The following is a 15,440-nucleotide window of genomic DNA, read 5'->3' as shown; positions in this document are numbered from 1 at the left end:
TGTGGGCAAGAGAAGGCGTGCCGCCGAGCGGCCGAAGACCAGGCCCGCCGTACTCGGCGGGATGATCGCCGTGGTCGTCGGCGGCGCGGGCTTCGGCCTCTACGCGCTGTACGAGGGCGGCGCGTCGGCAGACGACCGGACCCTGTCGGACCACAAGGAGGTCAAGACGGGTCCGCCGAGCGCCATCGAGGTGAAGACCGCCGCCACCCGCTTCCTGACGGCCTGGCAGAAGAACGAACCGGCCAAGGCAGCCGCCGTCACCGACGACGCCCCCGCCGCCACCGCCCTGCTCACCGGGTACACCAAGGACGCCCACCTCAAGGACGTCACGCTGACGGCGGGCAAGCGCGCGGGCGCGAAGGTGCCGTTCTCGGTGAAGGCGACCGTCTCCTTCGAGGGCACCGACAAGCCGCTGGCGTACGACAGTTCGCTGACCGTGGTGCGCCGCAAGTCCGACGGCGCGGCGGTGGTGGACTGGCAGCCCTCCGTCGTCCACCCGGACCTCAAGGACGGCGACAAGCTCGTCACCGGCGAGTCCGGCACCCCGCCGGTCAAGGCTCTGGACCGCGACGGCGGCGAGCTGACGGCGGCCAAGTACCCCTCGCTCGGCACGGTGCTGGACGGGCTGCGCGAGAAGTTCGGCAAGCAGGCGGGCGGCAAGGCGGGCGTGGAGCTGCGCGTGGTGCGCGGCAAGGCGTCCGGGAAGGCAGGGCTGTCCGACAAGACGCTGGTGGCGCTCAGCGAGGGCACCCCGGGCACGGTGAAGACCACGCTCAGCCCGGTGCTCCAGGCTGCCGCCGAGAAGCAGGTGGACAAGCAGGAGAAGGCTGCCGTGGTCGCGCTGCGCGCCTCGACCGGTGAGATCCTCGCGGTCGCCAACAGCGGGCACGGCTTCAACACCGCGTTCCAGGGCTCGCTGGCGCCCGGCTCCACCATGAAGATCATCACCTCCTCGCTGCTGATCGACAAGGGTCTGGCGTCGCCGGACAAGAAGCACCCGTGCCCGAAGACGTACACGTACGGCGGCTGGAAGTTCCACAACGACGACGACTTCTCGATCAAGGGCGGCACCTTCAAGGCGAGCTTCGGCCGCTCCTGCAACACCGCCTTCATCAGCCAGGCGAAGAAGCTGAAGAACGACGACCTGACCAAGCAGGCGCAGCAGGTCTTCGGTCTCTCCCTGGACAACTGGCAGATCGGCGTCCCCACGCTGGACGGCTCGGTGCCGGTGCAGTCGGGTGCCCCGATGGCGGCGTCGCTGATCGGGCAGGGCGGGGTGCGGATGAACCCGCTGAACATGGCGTCGGTCGCGGCGACCGTGAAGACCGGCACCTTCCACCAGCCGTACCTGGTCGCGCCGACGGTGGACCACCGCACGCTGGCGACCGCCTCGCGCACGCTGTCGGCGAAGACGCTGGCCGATCTGCGCGAGCTGATGCAGTTCACCGCCGCCTACGGCACCGCCGCCGAGGCGATGTCCGGGCTCGGTCCGGACTACGGCGCGAAGACGGGCTCCGCCGAGGTGGACAACCAGAAGAAGCCCAACGGCTGGTTCACCGCCTACAAGGGCGACCTGGCGTCGGCGGGCGTCGTCCAGGCGGGCGGGCACGGCGGTGACACGGCGGGTCCGATCGTCGCGACCCTGCTGAAGCTCGGGAGCTGACCCGCACAACTCAGGTGAGACGCGAGCCCGTTCGCAGGTGGTTCAACCGCGGACGGGCTCTGCCGTGTAGGTGCGGCGCAGGAAGCGCATGAGGGCTTTGACGTCGAACTGCACCACCTCGACGCCCTGCGGGGAGTGGAACTCGACGACCGCCTGGACCCGGCCGCACGGCCAGACCCGTACGTCCCCGTCACCGCTCTCGGCGGGCGCCCGCAGCCCTTCCTCAAGGAGGGAGCGCGAGAAGGTCCATTCCTGGGGTCCGGGCAGACCCACCCGGACGGACCAGGGGTCGGTGTCGGGGTCGTAGGTCAGCATCACGGGTACGGCTCCGGGGTCGTCCTCGTCCGTGACGATGTGGGCGCGCGCGTACTGCTCGACTACAGACATCGGATCGCCCTCTCACGTGGGGTGACATCGCCGGTGCCGTCCAGCCACCTCGTCTCTAATGTCCCATATTTTCCGATTTATGCCCCTGGAGCGCCGCGAGACCAGAAGCTGAGACCCCCTCTCTCTTGCAAAGGGTTCGCAACAAGCCTCTAAAATCGTCCTGTGCATGTACCTGACGGATTCATCGACGCCCCGACCTCCGCCGTCACCGGAGTGGTCGCCGCCGGCGCCCTCGCGGTGAGCCTGCGCGGTGCCCGCCGCGAGCTGGGCGAGGAGCGCGCCGCACCGCTGGCCGGGCTGGTGGCGGCGTTCATCTTCGCCGTACAGATGCTCAACTTCCCCGTCGCGGCCGGAACAAGCGGCCATCTCCTCGGCGGCGCGCTCGCCGCGATACTCGTCGGCCCTTGTACAGCGGTGCTCTGTGTGTCGGTCGTGCTGCTCATGCAGGGCGTGCTGTTCGCGGACGGCGGGCTGACCGCGCTCGGCGTGAACATCACCGACATGGCCATCACGACCACCGTCGTCGCGTACGCCGTCTTCCGGGGACTGCTCGCGCTGCTGCCGCGCACCCGGCGCTCGGTCACCGGCGCGTCCTTCGTCGCCGCGCTGGTCTCCGTACCGGCCGCCGCCGTGGTCTTCACGCTGATCTACGCGATCGGCGGCACCACCGACGTCTCCCTCGGCAAGGTCGCCACCGCGATGATCGGCGTCCATGTGCTGATCGGCATCGGCGAGGCGGTGATCACCGCGCTCACCGTGGGCGCCGTCGTCGCCGTACGCCCCGACCTCGTCTACGGCGCGCGCGGACTGCGCCGGCGGCTCCGGCTGCAGGTGAACGGCGAGCTGGTGGACGCGCCTTCCGCCACTCCCGCCCCGGTGGCGGCGCGCACCTCCCGGCGCACCCTGTGGATCACCGGTCTGGTCACCTCGCTGGTCCTCGCCGGGTTCGTCAGCTTCTACGCCTCCGCGAACCCCGACGGACTGGAGAAGGTCGCCCACGACCAGGGCATCGACAGGAAGTCGGAGCGGCACGCCTCGGCGGACTCCCCGCTCGCGGACTACGGCGTCAAGGACGTCTCCGACGCGCGCCTGTCGGGCGGACTCGCGGGCGTGATCGGCGTCGGCGTGACCGTCGTCGCGGGCAGCGCGGTGTTCTGGGCGGTGCGCAGGCGGCGCTCCGTGCCCGCGGAGGTCTGACATGGGCGCCGGACACGCCCACCGCCTCTACCGGCACGGCCACTCCCCCGTGCACGCCCTGCCCCCGCACACCAAGCTCGCCGCCACGCTCGCCTTCGTGATCGTGGTGGTGGCCACCCCGCGCGAGGCGATGTGGGCGTTCGGGGTGTACGCCGTGCTGCTGGCGTGCGTGGCACACCGGGCGCGGGTGCCCGCCGGGTTCCTGCTGCGGCGGCTGCTCATCGAGGTGCCGTTCGTGGCGTTCGCGGTGCTCATGCCGTTCGTGGCCGAAGGCGCGCGGGTGCACTGGCTCGGACTCTCGCTGAGCGTGGACGGTCTGTGGGGCGCCTGGAACGTGCTCGCCAAGGGCACCCTCGGCGTCGCCGCCTCCGTCCTCCTCGCGGCAACCACCGACCTGCGCGAACTGCTCCTCGGTCTCCAGCGGCTCAAGCTGCCCCCGCTGCTCGTCCAGATCGCCTCCTTCATGATCCGCTACGGCGACGTCGTCACCGACGAGATGCGCCGCATGCGCATCGCCCGCGAGTCCCGCGGCTTCGAGGCACGCGGCGTACGGCACTGGGGCGTCCTCGCCAAGTCGGCGGGCGCCCTGTTCATCCGCTCCTACGAACGCGGCGAGCGCGTCCACCTCGCCATGATGAGCCGGGGCTACTCCGGCACGATGCCGGTCATCGACGAGGTCACCGCGTCCCGCGCCCAGTGGTCGTACGCCCTGACCCTCCCGGCGACCGCGCTGGTGGTCTGCCTGGTGGGGTGGGCGCTGTGAGGGGTGTGCTGGGATGGTCGGCGTGAGTACTGCTTCTGCTTCGCTGGAGGTCTCCGGCCTCGCCTTCGCCTACCCCGACGGCCACCAGGCGCTGTTCGGCGTGGACTTCTCGATCGCCCGAGGCGAGCGGGTCGCGCTGCTCGGCCCGAACGGCGCGGGCAAGACGACGCTCGTGCTGCATCTGAACGGCATCCTGGGCGGCGGCACCGGCACGGTGACCGTCGCCGGGCTGCCGGTCGGCAAGCGGCACATGGCGGAGATCAGGCAGCGGGTCGGCATCGTCTTCCAGGACCCCGACGACCAGCTCTTCATGCCGACCGTACGGGAGGACGTGGCCTTCGGACCGGCAGCAGCCGGGCTCAAGGGAACGGCGCTGGAGGAGCGGGTACGCGGCGCCCTCGACCGGGTCGGCATGGCGGACTTCGCGGACCGCCCCCCGCACCACCTCTCCTTCGGCCAGCGCCGCCGGGTGGCGGTAGCGACCGTACTGGCGATGGAGCCGGAGATCCTGGTCCTGGACGAACCGTCGTCCAACCTGGACCCCGCTTCCCGGCGCGAACTGGCGGACATCCTGCGCTCGTTGGACGTGACGGTCCTCATGGTCACTCACGACCTGCCCTACGCCCTGGAGCTGTGCCCCCGCTCGCTGATCCTCAGCGACGGAGTGATCGCGGCGGACGGCCCGACCGGCGAACTACTGAGTGACGACGCGCTGATGCGGGCGCACCGGCTGGAGCTGCCCTTCGGCTTCGACCCGAGGGCAGTGACGCGGGGCGCGTGACATGTGAGCCGTGTCCCACCGAGGAATCGAAGGCGAAGCCTCCGTGTTTCACTCGTGAGCGCAAGCCAGTGAAGGGGCTCGGGTGTGGAAGCGAACGTGAACGGCACGGTGGCCGAGGGTTTCGAAGCGGTCGGGGAGGCGTTCGCGGCGAACTTCGCCCGGCTCGGTGAGCGCGGCGCCGCCGTCACCGTCTACCGGGACGGCCACCGAGTCGTCCACCTGTGGGCGGGCACGCGAGACGTGGACGGCACCGAGCCCTGGCAGGAGGGAACGGCCCAGATCATCCGCTCCGCGACCAAGGGCGTAGTAGCCGCCGGACTCCTCCTCCTGCACCAGCGCGGCGAACTGGACCTGGACGCGCCGGTGGGCGAGTACTGGCCGGAGTACAAGGCGAACGGCAAGGAGCACACCCTCGTACGGCACCTGCTCGCCCACCGCGCGGGCGTGCCCGTACTCGACCACCCCCTCACCCCCGAGCAGGCCGCCGACCCCGACCTCGGCGCGGCAGCCGTCGCCGCCCAGGCACCGGTGTGGGAACCGGGCACCGCGCACGGCTACCACGCGCAGACCTATAGCTGGCTCACCGGCGAACTGATCCGCCGCGTCACCGGCCGCCCGGTGGGCGAGTGGATCGCGGACGAGATCGCCACCCCGGCAGGCGCGACCCTCTGGCTGGGCCTGCCCGCACAGGAACAGTCCCGCGTCGGCCGAGTCGGCCCGGTGGACCCACCACACATCGAGGGCGCGCTACGCACCCGCCCCAAGAAGGCGGTAGCCGACGCCTACGCCAACCCAGCCTCCCTCACCCGCCGCGCCTTCGCAGCGATCACCCCGCTCCCGGACGAGAACGCCCCCACCTACCGCTCCGCCGCCCTCCCCGCCTCCAACGGCATCGCCACGGCGGACGGCTTGGCGCGGGTGTACGCCTCCCTGATAGGCGAAGTGGACGGCGGCGTACGCCTGTTCACCCCTCAGACGATGGAGCTGACCCGAACGGAACAGTCGGCTGGCCCGGACCAGGTCCTGGTGGTGAACACCCGCTTCGGCCTGGGCCCCATGCTCCACAGCCCGGCGTCCCCCCTTCTGACCCCCCACTCCTTCGGCCACCCCGGCCGAGGCGGCGCCCTGGGCTTCGCAGACCCGGAATCAGGCATCGCCTTCGGCTACGTCACCAACGCCTTCCAGCCAGGCGTAACAGCAGACCCAAGGGCCCAGGCACTGGTACGAGCACTAAGGGAAACACTGCGCACCTGAGCGAACGTAAGACGACGTACAACAAGACCCACGCACGGCGGACGTCGGACGGCGGACGGCGGACGGCGGACGGCGGACGGCGAACGCACCGGACGGCCGCAAACGGCGAGGAGGGGACGTGGCGGGGGGTGTCCGCCCGCAGCGGCCGGCGAGAACTCCACGCGCTTGTCAGCATGCAGCCCGCCGGACCGAGGACGGATACCCCCCGCCGCGGCCCCGCCCCACGACACACGCAGGCGCGCGCCGGAACCGACCACGACCGCAGGACGGACGCCGACCGACGCCCGCCCCCACGACACGCCGCCGCGCTACACGTGGATCGGATGCGAAATCCGCCCCGAGTCCTCGTCGATCTCCTCGTGCGCCTTCTCCAACAACCGCATCGCGAGTTCATTGAGCGCCCGAGCACCCGCGATCTCCTCACCGACCCGCGGCTGGTTGTTGTCGACCTGGTGCCGGGTAGCGTGCCCATGCGCACGCACCTCGCTGCCGTCGGGCAGACGCACCATGGCCACCGCGCGCGTGTGCTGGTCGTCCTCCATGAACTCCAGCTCGATGTGCCAGCCCACAGCGGTGTGCATCATGACGACCACCTCCGGAAAACCTCTGCTTCCAGGGTGCGACAGCACGCGACGAATCTCATGTCGACGCCCGCCGCAGGCGCCCCGCTCAGCCCTCAGCCCTCAGCCCTCAGCCTTCTCCGCGAAGCTGGCGAAGTAAGCGGCGGCCATGTCCTCACCCCCATGCCCCTGCGCACCCGCCCGGGCAAACCGCTCAGCCGTAGCCTCGGCGAGATCGAGCCGCACACCCCCACGCTCAGCCGCCGCCAGGATCAGCCGCGCGTCCTTCTCGGCGGTGGCGACGGCGAAGGACGCCGGAGTCAGCCGACCGTCGAGCACGAGCGCGCTCTTGGCCCGCAGGTACCCCATGTCCAACGGCCCGCCCTCGATCAGCGAGAAGAAGGACTGCGGATCGACACCGAGAGCCTGCGCGAGAGCCAGCACCTCCCCGGTCGCGGCGGTGACGGCGAGCACCCAGTCGTTGGCGACCAGCTTGAGCCGACTGGCACTCGCCTCCGCGCCGTCCTCGCCGGTCCACACGGTCCTGGAGCCGACCGCGTCGAAGACGGGCGCGAGCGTGGCCCGTCCCTCCTCCGGTCCGGCGGCGAGGACGGTCAGCGCCCCCGCCTCGGCGGGCTCGCGGGTACCGAGGACGGGGGCGTCGTAGAAGAGGAGGTCGTGCTCGCGGGCGAAGGCGGCGAGTTCGCCGGTGAGTTCGGTCCCGGCGGTGGTGCACTGCGCCCACACCGTGCCGGGGCGCAGCGCGGGTACGGCCTCGCGCATCACGTCCAGGACGGTCCCGCCGTCGTACAGCATGGTCAGGACCACGTCGGCACCCTCGACGGCGTCGGCGGGCGTGCCGGTGACGCGGACACCGTCGGCGGCCAGCGGCTCCGCCTTGGCACGGGTGCGGTTCCAGGCGCGGACGCCGAGCCCGGCGCGGGCGAGGTTGCGGGCCATGGCGGCGCCCATGATGCCGGTGCCCAGGACGGCGACGGTCGGCTGTGCGGTCGTCATGTGACGGCTCTCCCTGTCGGTGCGGTTCAGGTGCTTCCGGTTGCTCGTGCCCCATCCTGCCCGCACTCACCGCACAGCCCGCCGTGACGCATCCGGCGCGACCGCCGTGGCTCAACCGGTCTACTGGTGCTGCTGCTACTGCTACTGCTACTGCTACTGCTACTGCTACTGCTGGTGCTGCTCGAAGAACGCGACCAGTTCCTCGGCGCTGGGCTTGCGGGCGGCGTCGGCGCCCGCCTCGGCGCTGCGCGGGAACAGCACCCGCTCGTACGCGGCGAGCGCTGCCTCGACGTCGCCGGGGTGCGCGGCGAGTGCCTCACCGAGTTCGGCGCCGTCCAGCATGGCGAGGTTGGCGCCCTCACCGTTGGGGGCGGAGAGGTGGGCGGCGTCACCGACGAGGGTGACGCCGGGCACGCGGTCCCAGCGGTGTCCCACGGGCAGGGCGTAGTGGGGGCGCAGGACGGGGGCGGTGTCGGACTCGGTGATGAGGGCGGTGTGCTCCGGCGCCCAGCCGTCGAACTCGGCCGCGATGCGGGCGGTGGCCTCGGCGGTGTCGGTGAAGTCGATTCCGGCGAACCACTCCAGGGACCTGGTGAGCATGGCGTAGGTGTGGATGGTCTCGCCGCTCTCCCGGTGCGCGGCGATGGTCTGCGCGTCGTCGTCGGGGTCGAACACGCCGAACGATCCGCCGCCCACCATCTTCGCGACGGCGGGGTGCCGGGTCTCGACGTCGTACAGATAGGTCTCGACGAAGGCTTCGCCGACGTACTCGGGCGTGGCATCCGACAGCAACGGCCGTACGCGCGACCACGCCCCGTCCGCCCCGACCAGCAGCCCGGTCGTCACGGAGGTGCCGTTGTCGAAGCTCACCTCATGCCGTCCGTCACCGAGCGCACGCACCCCGGTGACCTTGTGCCCCCAGCGCACGGTGCCCTCGGGCAGCGCGTCGAGGAACATCCGCCGCAGCTCCCCGCGCTGCGCCTCGGGCCGCCCGCCGGTCCCGTCGTCCTCCTTGTCCAGCAGCACGGTGCCGTCCCGCCGGACGAACCGCATCGCCTGCCGCCCCTCAAGGACGATGTCCCGGAACTCGTCCATCAAGTCCGCCGCCTTGAGCGCCAGTTGCCCGTTGTAGTCATGAATGTCGAGCATCCCGCCCTGCATCCGCGCCGCCGGAGACGCCTCCGCCTCGTAAACGGTGGCCGCCATCCCGTGCACATGCAGCACCCGGGCCAGCGTCAGTCCGCCGAGTCCGGCACCGATGATCGTGACATGAGTGGTCATGAAGAGCTCCTCGCTGCTCGCGACCCGACCGGGCAGACGCCCAGCCGGTGCTCCACCAACCTGCCAACGCCGCCCGACAACCCACCGACATCCCCCTGACAGCCCCGACAGGCAGCCGACAGCGTGCCTTACCCCGTGCCCTGTCCAACGGGTTCCCCCTCGGACCAGTCCTCGTCCCAGGTATGCCGCCCGCCGTGCCCCGCGAAGAGGCAGCAGCTCTCCTCAGGGGCACCGTCGCTCCGCACCGGACAGTCGGCCAGTACGACCCGCGTGGCCTCGTCACCGGCCCAGCGCAGCCACCACGCGGTCGCGTACGTGGCGTCGTCGAGGAAGCCGTAGTGATCACGGGAGCCGTGTTCGGAAAGCTGGCACTGCACGGCGCGGTCGACGCACCCGGAGGGTGACCGTTCCCTGGCCTCCCGCAGTACGTCCACCGGCACGCGCCGCCAGTGCTTACAGCGCGTCATGGGGCCGTCCCGAGGACGGTTGCCGAGCGCGGCTCGCGGTCCGTGCAGCGCGGGCATGAGCAGGGCGGAAGGCCGATGGGGTTCTCAGGAAGCCTCCGCTCCTTCTGTTCCCGCACCTCGACAACCGGGCCCCAGGTCCGCCCGGAGTCACGAGAGACCCTGAGCGTCATGAGAACGCGCTGCCGAGGAACGGAGTCCTCCCTCGGAGCGCTCTCCACCGGGCGCCCCCGTGCATCACCTCTGGCACTCATGACCGAACTCCTCCTGGCATAACCGATGTTCCGGGACGGCATCCAGGAAATCGCCCGAAGCCGGAGGTATCCACGGCGTTCATGCGGCACTCTTGTCGCAGATCCGGGCACGCGCCGTAGCCGGGGCGGGGACGGCCGGGGAAAGGACGGTCATGGGGCTGGCACGTCGTCGCAGGACCCTGGGCTACAGTCAGGAAAAACTGGCCCAGTTGGTCGGCGTGGACCGCACCACGGTCGGTCGCTGGGAAAGCGGCAGAATCGCTCCCCACCCGACCCAGCGACGAGCGTTGGCCGCCGTACTCGAGATCAGCCTGGCCGAGTTGGACGCCCTCCTGACACCGCAGCGAGCGGTCGACGCGGAGGAGTGGGAGCGGCAGTCCGGCGGCCCTCAGGACGCGGGAGACCCCGACGAGATGATCCGCCGCGAATTCCTTCGCCTGCTCACCATCAGCGGGGCGCTTGCCGCGCTCCCGGCCGAAGAGGCCGAAGCTCTCGCGGAGGGGGTCCGGCGTGGGACTCCCTCCGACTTCGCCCGGATGAACGGCCACCTCTGGCAGGTCTACCAACTGGCGCGCTCCAAGCGCTCCGTGTACCCCGTGGTGCGCGACCAACTGACCGCTCTCACCGAGGCGCTGGCAGGACACCGGGGCAGTACCCGCACCCTGCTGACCGCGGCGGCCGACCTCTTCCAGTTGGCCGGTGAGGTGGCGTTCGACGCCGACCGGTACTCCGACGCCGTCGCCTCGTACGCGCTCGCCGCGACGCTCGGCAAGGACGCGGGCGCGTACGACCTGTGGGCCTGCGCTCTCGTCCGGCACGCGTACGTCGAGATGGCGGAGCACCGTTACGCGCAGGCAGCCGAGATGCTCGGCGCCGCCGAAGCGTTGGCAGGCCGGGGCGACGAGGGGCTGTCGACCCGCTACTGGGTCGCCTCGGTCCGGGCCGAGGCGTACGCCGGTCTCGGCGATCTGAACGCGTGCGAACGGGCGTTGGACCGGGCCGACGAGGTGCGGCGCCTGAGTCCCGACGGCAACAACGGCGGATGGCTCAGGTTCGACGGGTCACGGCTGGCCGAGGAACGCGGCGCACGCTATGTACGGCTCGGCCGCCTGGACCTGGCCGAGAGCACGCTGAAGGGGGCTCTGGAACAGGGACCTTTGGCATCGCGGCTGTCGTACCGACGGCGGGCATCGGTGCTGACTGACCTCGCGGCCATCGGCGCGAGGCGCGGAGATCCGGAGCAGGTCGTCGCCTACGGCAGTGAGGCCGTCGAGCTGGCTCGTACCTCGTCCTCGGGGTACGTCACCCGTAGACTCCGGGATCTGTACGACGAGTTCGGCCCCCTGCGCCAGGACCGCCGCGTGGCAGAGCTGGGGGCGGAGATCGTCGCGCTGAGCACGTCGTCACGAGAGGGGTAGCCATGTCGGAGACCGAGGGCGCGCGATTGTTCCGGGACGCCTGGATCGCCGGTGTCCAGCGTCACTTCCCCGGTGAGCCCAAGCCCGGCTATGTCGCCCCGTGGGAGGAGACCCCGCGGTGGGAGCGGGAGGCGGCGGGGGCGGTCGCCGCGCAGGTGCGCGAGCTGATGATCCTCAGCGACGGCAACGCCTCCCGGCTGACCCGTGAGCAGAAGAGCCGGTTCGTGGCCATCTCCTGGACCGCCCAGATGTACAGGCACTTCACGGACCCCAAGCCCGCCTATGTGGCCGACTGGTCCGAGCTGCCGTCCTGGCAGCGGGAGACGGACGCGGACATCTTCGAGGCGATCGAGAAGTCGCTGGGGTGAGCCAGTCGCAGGACGGCTCCGCACAGGACCGCGCTCACCCCGCGTGCAGCATCAGTCCGATCCCCACCACCAGCAGTCCCGCCGCCGCGATCCGGGGCGCGCCGAACCGTTCCTTGAAGAAGAGCGCTCCGATGGCCGCGCCGACGATGATCGAGGACTCGCGGAGGGCGGCGACGGGGGCGAGGGGGGCGCGGGTCTGGGCCCACAGGACGAGGGCGTAGGCGGCGACGGAGAGGGCGGCGCCGAGGAGTCCGAGGGTGGCGTAGGGGCGGAGCTGGCGCACCATGTCGCCGCGTACGCGCACCCACATGTACGCCGGGATCACCACGCCCTGGAGTGCCATCAGCCAGGCGATGTAGCCGAGCGGGGTGTGTGCCTGGCGGACGCCGAGGCCGTCGAGGACGGTGTACGAGGCGATGGTGAGCCCGGTGGCGACGGCGGCGCCGATGGCCTTCCAGTCGGGGCGGCGGCCACGCAGTCCCCAGAGGCTGACCCCCAGCAGCCCCACGCACGACACCGCGACCCCGGCCGCCGCCCACACGCCCGGCACCTCGTGCGCGAACACGGCCGCGAGGACGGTGACCACCAGCGGGGCGGTACCGCGGGCGATGGGGTACGCCTGCCCGAAGTCCCCGAGGCGGAACGAGGTCATCAGCAGCGCGTAGTACGCGACGTGCACCCCGGCCGACACGAGCAGATACGGCCACGAGGGACCGGCGGGAAACGGCGCGAACACGGCCATCAGCAAGCCGATGATCAGCCCGCCTCCGGCGATGAGGGTGAACCCGGTCAACTTGTCGTCGATCCGGTGCGCGATGGCGTTCCACCCGGCATGGGTGAACGCGGCGAGCAGGACGGCGGCGGTGACGAGCGGCGTCACCGGTCAGGACCAGTCGTCGTCATACCCGGCACGCTAACGGATCACTACGTGGCCTGTACAAGGGGTTTGGGTGACATCCGGGTATCGGTGGGGCGTCCGGCGGGAACGGCGAACGGCCGGTGAGGGGCTCCTCACCGGCCGTTCGCCTCACGGGTACCGAAGCGTCGACCGCTCAGGCGTGCACCAGCTCCCGCTTCGGGTCCTCGTCGGACTCCGAGCGCAGCCCCTCGCCCTCGACGTCCACGTTCGGCAGGGCGCGGTCCAGCCACGCCGGGAGCCACCAGGCGCGGCGCCCGAGGAGGGAGAGGACCGCCGGGACGATGGCCATGCGGACGATGAACGCGTCGAAGAAGACGGCGATCGCGAGACCGAAGCCGATCATCTTGATCATCGCCTCGCTGGAGCCGATGAACCCGGAGAAGACGGCGATCATGATGACGGCGGCGGCGGTGACGACCCGGGCGCCGTAGCGGAAGCCGGTGACGACCGCCTGCCCGGGGTTCTCCCCGTGGACGTACGCCTCGCGCATCCGGGTCACGAGGAAGACCTCGTAGTCCATGGCCAGTCCGAAGACCACACCGACCATGAAGATCGGCATCATCGACATGACCGGACCGGTCTGCTCGACGTTCATCAGACCCGACAGCCAGCCCCACTGGAAGACCGCGACGACCGCGCCGAGGGCGGCGAGCACGCTGAGCAGGAAGCCGAGAGCCGCCTTCAGCGGGACCAGGACCGAGCGGAAGACGACGATCAGGAGCAGGAAGGCGAGACCGACCACCAGGGCGAGGTACGGCAGCAGCGCGTCGTTCAGCTTCTGGGAGACGTCGATGTTCATCGCCGTCGCGCCCGTGACCAGCAGCGTCGCGTCCGTCGCGGAGGTGATCCCGTCGCCCTTGCCGCGGATCGCGTGCACCAGGTCCTCGGTGGTGGCAGACGACGGCTTGGACTTCGGTACGACCGTGATGATCGCGGTGTCGCCCGCCTTGTTGGGCGTGGGCGGGGTGACGGTGACGACGTCCTTGAGACCCTTGATCTCGTCGCCGACCTTGGTGAAGGCAGCCTTCGGGTCGTCGCTCTTCTTGGCGTCGACCACGACCATCAGCGGTCCGTTGAAGCCCGGTCCGAAGCCCTCGGAGAGCAGGTCGTAGGCGCGGCGCTGGGTGGTGGAGACGGGCTGGGAGCCGTCGTCGGGCAGACCGAGTTCGAGTGAGGCGGCCGGTACGGCGGCGGCGCCGAGACCGATGACGCCGAGCAGCAGCACGGCGACCGGACGGCGGACGACGAAACTCGCCCACCGGGTACCCATGTTGGGGCGGTCGGGCTTCGCGGACTTGCGCCCGCCGCCGAGCAGCTTGCTCTTCTCTCCCGCGGGCTTGACCGTGCGCCCCGCGTAGCCGAGCAGCGCCGGAATCATGGTGAGCGCGATGAGGACGGCGATGGCGACCGTGCCCGCGGCGGCGACACCCATCTTGGTCAGCATCGGGATGTTGACGACCGAGAGCCCGACCAGGGCGATGACGACGGTGAGCCCAGCGAAGACCACCGCCGAGCCCGCCGTGCCGACGGCACGTCCCGCCGCCTCCTCGCGCTCGCGCCCCTCGGCCAGCTCGGCGCGGTAGCGGGAGACGATGAACAGGGCGTAGTCGATGCCGACCGCGAGACCGATCATCGTCGCCAGGGTGGAGGTGGTGGAGCCGAGGTCGAGCGGCTTGGCCAGCGCGGTGATCGCGGAGACGCCGATGCCGACGCCGACGATCGCGGTGAGCAGCGGCAGCCCGGCAGCGATGAGCGAGCCGAAGGTGATGACCAGGACGACCGCGGCGATGCCGATGCCGATGACCTCGCTGGAGCCGGTCTCGGGCGTGGCGTTGAGCGCGTCGCCGCCGACCTCGACGGTGAGCCCTGCCTTGCGGGCGTGCCCGGCGGCTTCCTTGAGGGCGTCCCGGGAGGCGTCCTTCAGCTCCATGCCGGAGACCTTGTACTTCACCGAGGCGTAGGCGATCGCGCCGTCCCGGCTGACGGCGTGTCCGGCGTAGGGGTCGGCGACGGAGGCGACCTCGGAGCCGGAGGACAGCTCCTTGACCGTCTTCCGCACGGCCTTCTTCTCGGCGGCGTCGGTCATCTTGTGCCCGGCGGGCGCCTTGAAGACGACACGGGCGGTGGCGCCGTCGGCGCTCATGCCGGGGAAGCGCTGTTCCAGCAGGTCGAAGGCGCGCTGCGCCTCGGTGCCCGGGATGGAGAAGGAGGAGTTCCCGGCGGGCGGTGCGGAGGCGGCGCCCACCCCGGCGAGGGTGAGCAGCGCGATCCACAGCAGGGCGACGAAGTGCCGCCGCCGGAAGGCGAACCGGCCTAGTTTGTAGAGATACGTGGCCACGAGGGCGTACTCCCGGTCAGGTCGTGACGGGCATCTGGGCAGGGGGGATCAGCCCGGCGACGTGAGCGGTGACGTCAGGTGGTGGGCTTGCGGGGAAGTCTTGGGCGTTGTCCGAAAACGCGGGATCAGGAGGCGGGGACGCCGAGGGCGGGGAGGACCACGGCGTCGATGTACGAGCGCAGGAACGCCTGCGTCGGCGGCTGTTCGTCGACGAGCGCGCGCGTCGCGAACGCGCCGATCATCATGTGCACCACGAAGGGCAGCGCCGGGTTGTCCGGCGCGACCTCGCCCCGGTCCACGGCCCGTCCGACCATCGCGCGCAGGGCACTCATCTCGGGCTCGACGAGGTGCTCCCGGAAAGCCGCGAGCAGGTCGGGGTTGTTGTGGACGGCCATGGCCAGACCCCGCATCAGGGCGCTGTTCTGCTCCATGGCGCAGTCGTCCTCGTGACTGACGATCGCGTGGAAGTCGCCGCGCAGCGAACCGGTGTCCACGTCGGAGATCCGCCCGGGTTTTCCGTGCCGTATGGCGCGGGCGACCAGCTCGGCCTTGCCGCCCCACTGGCGGTAGAGGGTGGCCTTGCTGGAGCGGGTGCGGGCGGCGACGGCGTCCATGGTGAGGGCGTCGTAACCGACCTCGCGCAGCAGGTCGAGCACGGCCTCGTACAGCTCGGCGGCACGCTCGGGTGTGAGCCTGCTGCGCCGCGCGGTGGCGGCATCGGTCATCGGTCTCACCCTCCCGCTGGTCAACGACACGGTCCCGTACGGGACTTCATA

15 protein-coding genes are annotated in these 15,440 nt (G+C 70.9%); 7 read left to right on the top strand and 8 right to left on the bottom strand.

Annotated features, from left to right (window positions below):
* Nucleotide 1: 1 nt before the first annotated feature.
* On the top strand, nucleotides 2-1,663 hold the full coding sequence (locus tag IF655_RS16460) for a penicillin-binding transpeptidase domain-containing protein (RefSeq protein ID WP_199585551.1): 1,662 nt from the start codon (nucleotides 2-4) through the stop codon (nucleotides 1,661-1,663).
* Nucleotides 1,664-1,705: 42 nt separating this feature from the next.
* On the opposite strand, the gene IF655_RS16455 is transcribed toward IF655_RS16460, so the two are convergent.
* Nucleotides 1,706-2,050 carry an SsgA family sporulation/cell division regulator gene (locus IF655_RS16455; protein ID WP_199585550.1) on the bottom strand — a complete coding sequence of 115 codons (345 nt, stop codon included), beginning with the start codon at nucleotides 2,048-2,050 and terminating at the stop codon, nucleotides 1,706-1,708.
* Between the two features lie 162 nt (nucleotides 2,051-2,212).
* On the opposite strand from IF655_RS16455, the gene IF655_RS16450 reads away from it, so the two are divergent.
* The 4 genes from IF655_RS16450 (at nucleotide 2,213) to IF655_RS16435 (ending at nucleotide 6,045) form a co-directional block, all read left to right on the top strand.
* Nucleotides 2,213-3,247, top strand: a complete 1,035-nt coding sequence (locus IF655_RS16450; RefSeq protein WP_199585549.1) for an energy-coupling factor ABC transporter permease — start codon at nucleotides 2,213-2,215, stop codon at nucleotides 3,245-3,247.
* A gap of 1 nt (nucleotide 3,248) precedes the next feature.
* The gene (gene cbiQ, locus IF655_RS16445; protein ID WP_199585548.1) at nucleotides 3,249-4,010 is read left to right on the top strand and encodes a cobalt ECF transporter T component CbiQ; all 762 of its coding nucleotides are present in this window, start codon (nucleotides 3,249-3,251) and stop codon (nucleotides 4,008-4,010) included.
* A gap of 13 nt (nucleotides 4,011-4,023) precedes the next feature.
* On the top strand, nucleotides 4,024-4,791 hold the full coding sequence (locus tag IF655_RS16440; protein ID WP_199585547.1) for an energy-coupling factor ABC transporter ATP-binding protein: 768 nt from the start codon (nucleotides 4,024-4,026) through the stop codon (nucleotides 4,789-4,791).
* 84 nt (nucleotides 4,792-4,875) lie between these two features.
* Entirely contained in the window at nucleotides 4,876-6,045 is a 1,170-nt protein-coding gene (locus IF655_RS16435) for a serine hydrolase domain-containing protein (RefSeq protein WP_199585546.1), read from the top strand.
* 308 nt (nucleotides 6,046-6,353) lie between these two features.
* On the opposite strand, the gene IF655_RS16430 is transcribed toward IF655_RS16435, so the two are convergent.
* From IF655_RS16430 to IF655_RS16415, 4 genes are all read right to left on the bottom strand, one after another.
* A complete protein-coding gene (locus tag IF655_RS16430; RefSeq protein WP_199585545.1) occupies nucleotides 6,354-6,629 on the bottom strand; it encodes a DUF1876 domain-containing protein in 276 nt (91 codons plus the stop codon).
* Between the two features lie 99 nt (nucleotides 6,630-6,728).
* On the bottom strand, nucleotides 6,729-7,652 hold the full coding sequence (locus tag IF655_RS16425) for an NAD(P)-dependent oxidoreductase (RefSeq protein WP_277952690.1): 924 nt from the start codon (nucleotides 7,650-7,652) through the stop codon (nucleotides 6,729-6,731).
* 135 nt (nucleotides 7,653-7,787) lie between these two features.
* Nucleotides 7,788-8,903 carry an NAD(P)/FAD-dependent oxidoreductase gene (locus tag IF655_RS16420; RefSeq protein ID WP_199585543.1) on the bottom strand — a complete coding sequence of 372 codons (1,116 nt, stop codon included), beginning with the start codon at nucleotides 8,901-8,903 and terminating at the stop codon, nucleotides 7,788-7,790.
* A gap of 128 nt (nucleotides 8,904-9,031) precedes the next feature.
* Nucleotides 9,032-9,370, bottom strand: a complete 339-nt coding sequence (locus IF655_RS16415; RefSeq protein ID WP_199585542.1) for a hypothetical protein — start codon at nucleotides 9,368-9,370, stop codon at nucleotides 9,032-9,034.
* 403 nt (nucleotides 9,371-9,773) lie between these two features.
* Between IF655_RS16415 and IF655_RS16410 the strand changes: the two genes are divergently transcribed.
* Both IF655_RS16410 and IF655_RS16405 read left to right on the top strand, forming a co-directional pair.
* A complete protein-coding gene (locus tag IF655_RS16410; RefSeq protein WP_199585541.1) occupies nucleotides 9,774-11,039 on the top strand; it encodes a helix-turn-helix transcriptional regulator in 1,266 nt (421 codons plus the stop codon).
* Between the two features lie 2 nt (nucleotides 11,040-11,041).
* Entirely contained in the window at nucleotides 11,042-11,407 is a 366-nt protein-coding gene (locus IF655_RS16405) for a hypothetical protein (protein ID WP_199585540.1), read from the top strand.
* 34 nt (nucleotides 11,408-11,441) lie between these two features.
* On the opposite strand, the gene IF655_RS16400 is transcribed toward IF655_RS16405, so the two are convergent.
* The 3 genes from IF655_RS16400 to IF655_RS16390 all read right to left on the bottom strand — a co-directional run bounded on the left by IF655_RS16400 (nucleotide 11,442) and on the right by IF655_RS16390 (nucleotide 15,389).
* Entirely contained in the window at nucleotides 11,442-12,287 is an 846-nt protein-coding gene (locus IF655_RS16400) for an EamA family transporter (RefSeq protein ID WP_199585539.1), read from the bottom strand.
* A gap of 172 nt (nucleotides 12,288-12,459) precedes the next feature.
* Complete coding sequence (locus IF655_RS16395; RefSeq protein WP_199585538.1) at nucleotides 12,460-14,664, bottom strand: MMPL family transporter; 2,205 nt, start codon at nucleotides 14,662-14,664, stop codon at nucleotides 12,460-12,462.
* A gap of 125 nt (nucleotides 14,665-14,789) precedes the next feature.
* The gene (locus IF655_RS16390; RefSeq protein ID WP_199585537.1) at nucleotides 14,790-15,389 is read right to left on the bottom strand and encodes a TetR/AcrR family transcriptional regulator; all 600 of its coding nucleotides are present in this window, start codon (nucleotides 15,387-15,389) and stop codon (nucleotides 14,790-14,792) included.
* Nucleotides 15,390-15,440: the final 51 nt, after the last annotated feature.

Origin of the sequence: Streptomyces sp. DSM 110735 (assembly GCF_016482685.1) — a bacterium.
Classification (GTDB): Bacteria; Actinomycetota; Actinomycetes; order Streptomycetales; family Streptomycetaceae; genus Streptomyces.
The sequence above is the reverse complement of the archived record's forward strand: the minus strand, read 5'-3'. Positions and strand labels throughout refer to the sequence as shown.

Bases quoted from the DNA above. Each gene is read 5' to 3' on its own strand.
- IF655_RS16390 (WP_199585537.1), bottom strand. From the start codon at position 15,389: ATGACCGATGCCGCCACCGCGCGGCGCAGCAGGCTCACACCCGAGCGT.
- IF655_RS16430 (WP_199585545.1), bottom strand. From the start codon at position 6,629: ATGATGCACACCGCTGTGGGCTGGCACATCGAGCTGGAGTTCATGGAG.
- IF655_RS16440 (WP_199585547.1), top strand. From the start codon at position 4,024: ATGGTCGGCGTGAGTACTGCTTCTGCTTCGCTGGAGGTCTCCGGCCTC.
- IF655_RS16455 (WP_199585550.1), bottom strand. From the start codon at position 2,050: ATGTCTGTAGTCGAGCAGTACGCGCGCGCCCACATCGTCACGGACGAG.
- IF655_RS16420 (WP_199585543.1), bottom strand. From the start codon at position 8,903: ATGACCACTCATGTCACGATCATCGGTGCCGGACTCGGCGGACTGACG.
- IF655_RS16415 (WP_199585542.1), bottom strand. From the start codon at position 9,370: ATGACGCGCTGTAAGCACTGGCGGCGCGTGCCGGTGGACGTACTGCGG.
- IF655_RS16410 (WP_199585541.1), top strand. From the start codon at position 9,774: ATGGGGCTGGCACGTCGTCGCAGGACCCTGGGCTACAGTCAGGAAAAA.
- IF655_RS16405 (WP_199585540.1), top strand. From the start codon at position 11,042: ATGTCGGAGACCGAGGGCGCGCGATTGTTCCGGGACGCCTGGATCGCC.
- cbiQ (WP_199585548.1), top strand. From the start codon at position 3,249: ATGGGCGCCGGACACGCCCACCGCCTCTACCGGCACGGCCACTCCCCC.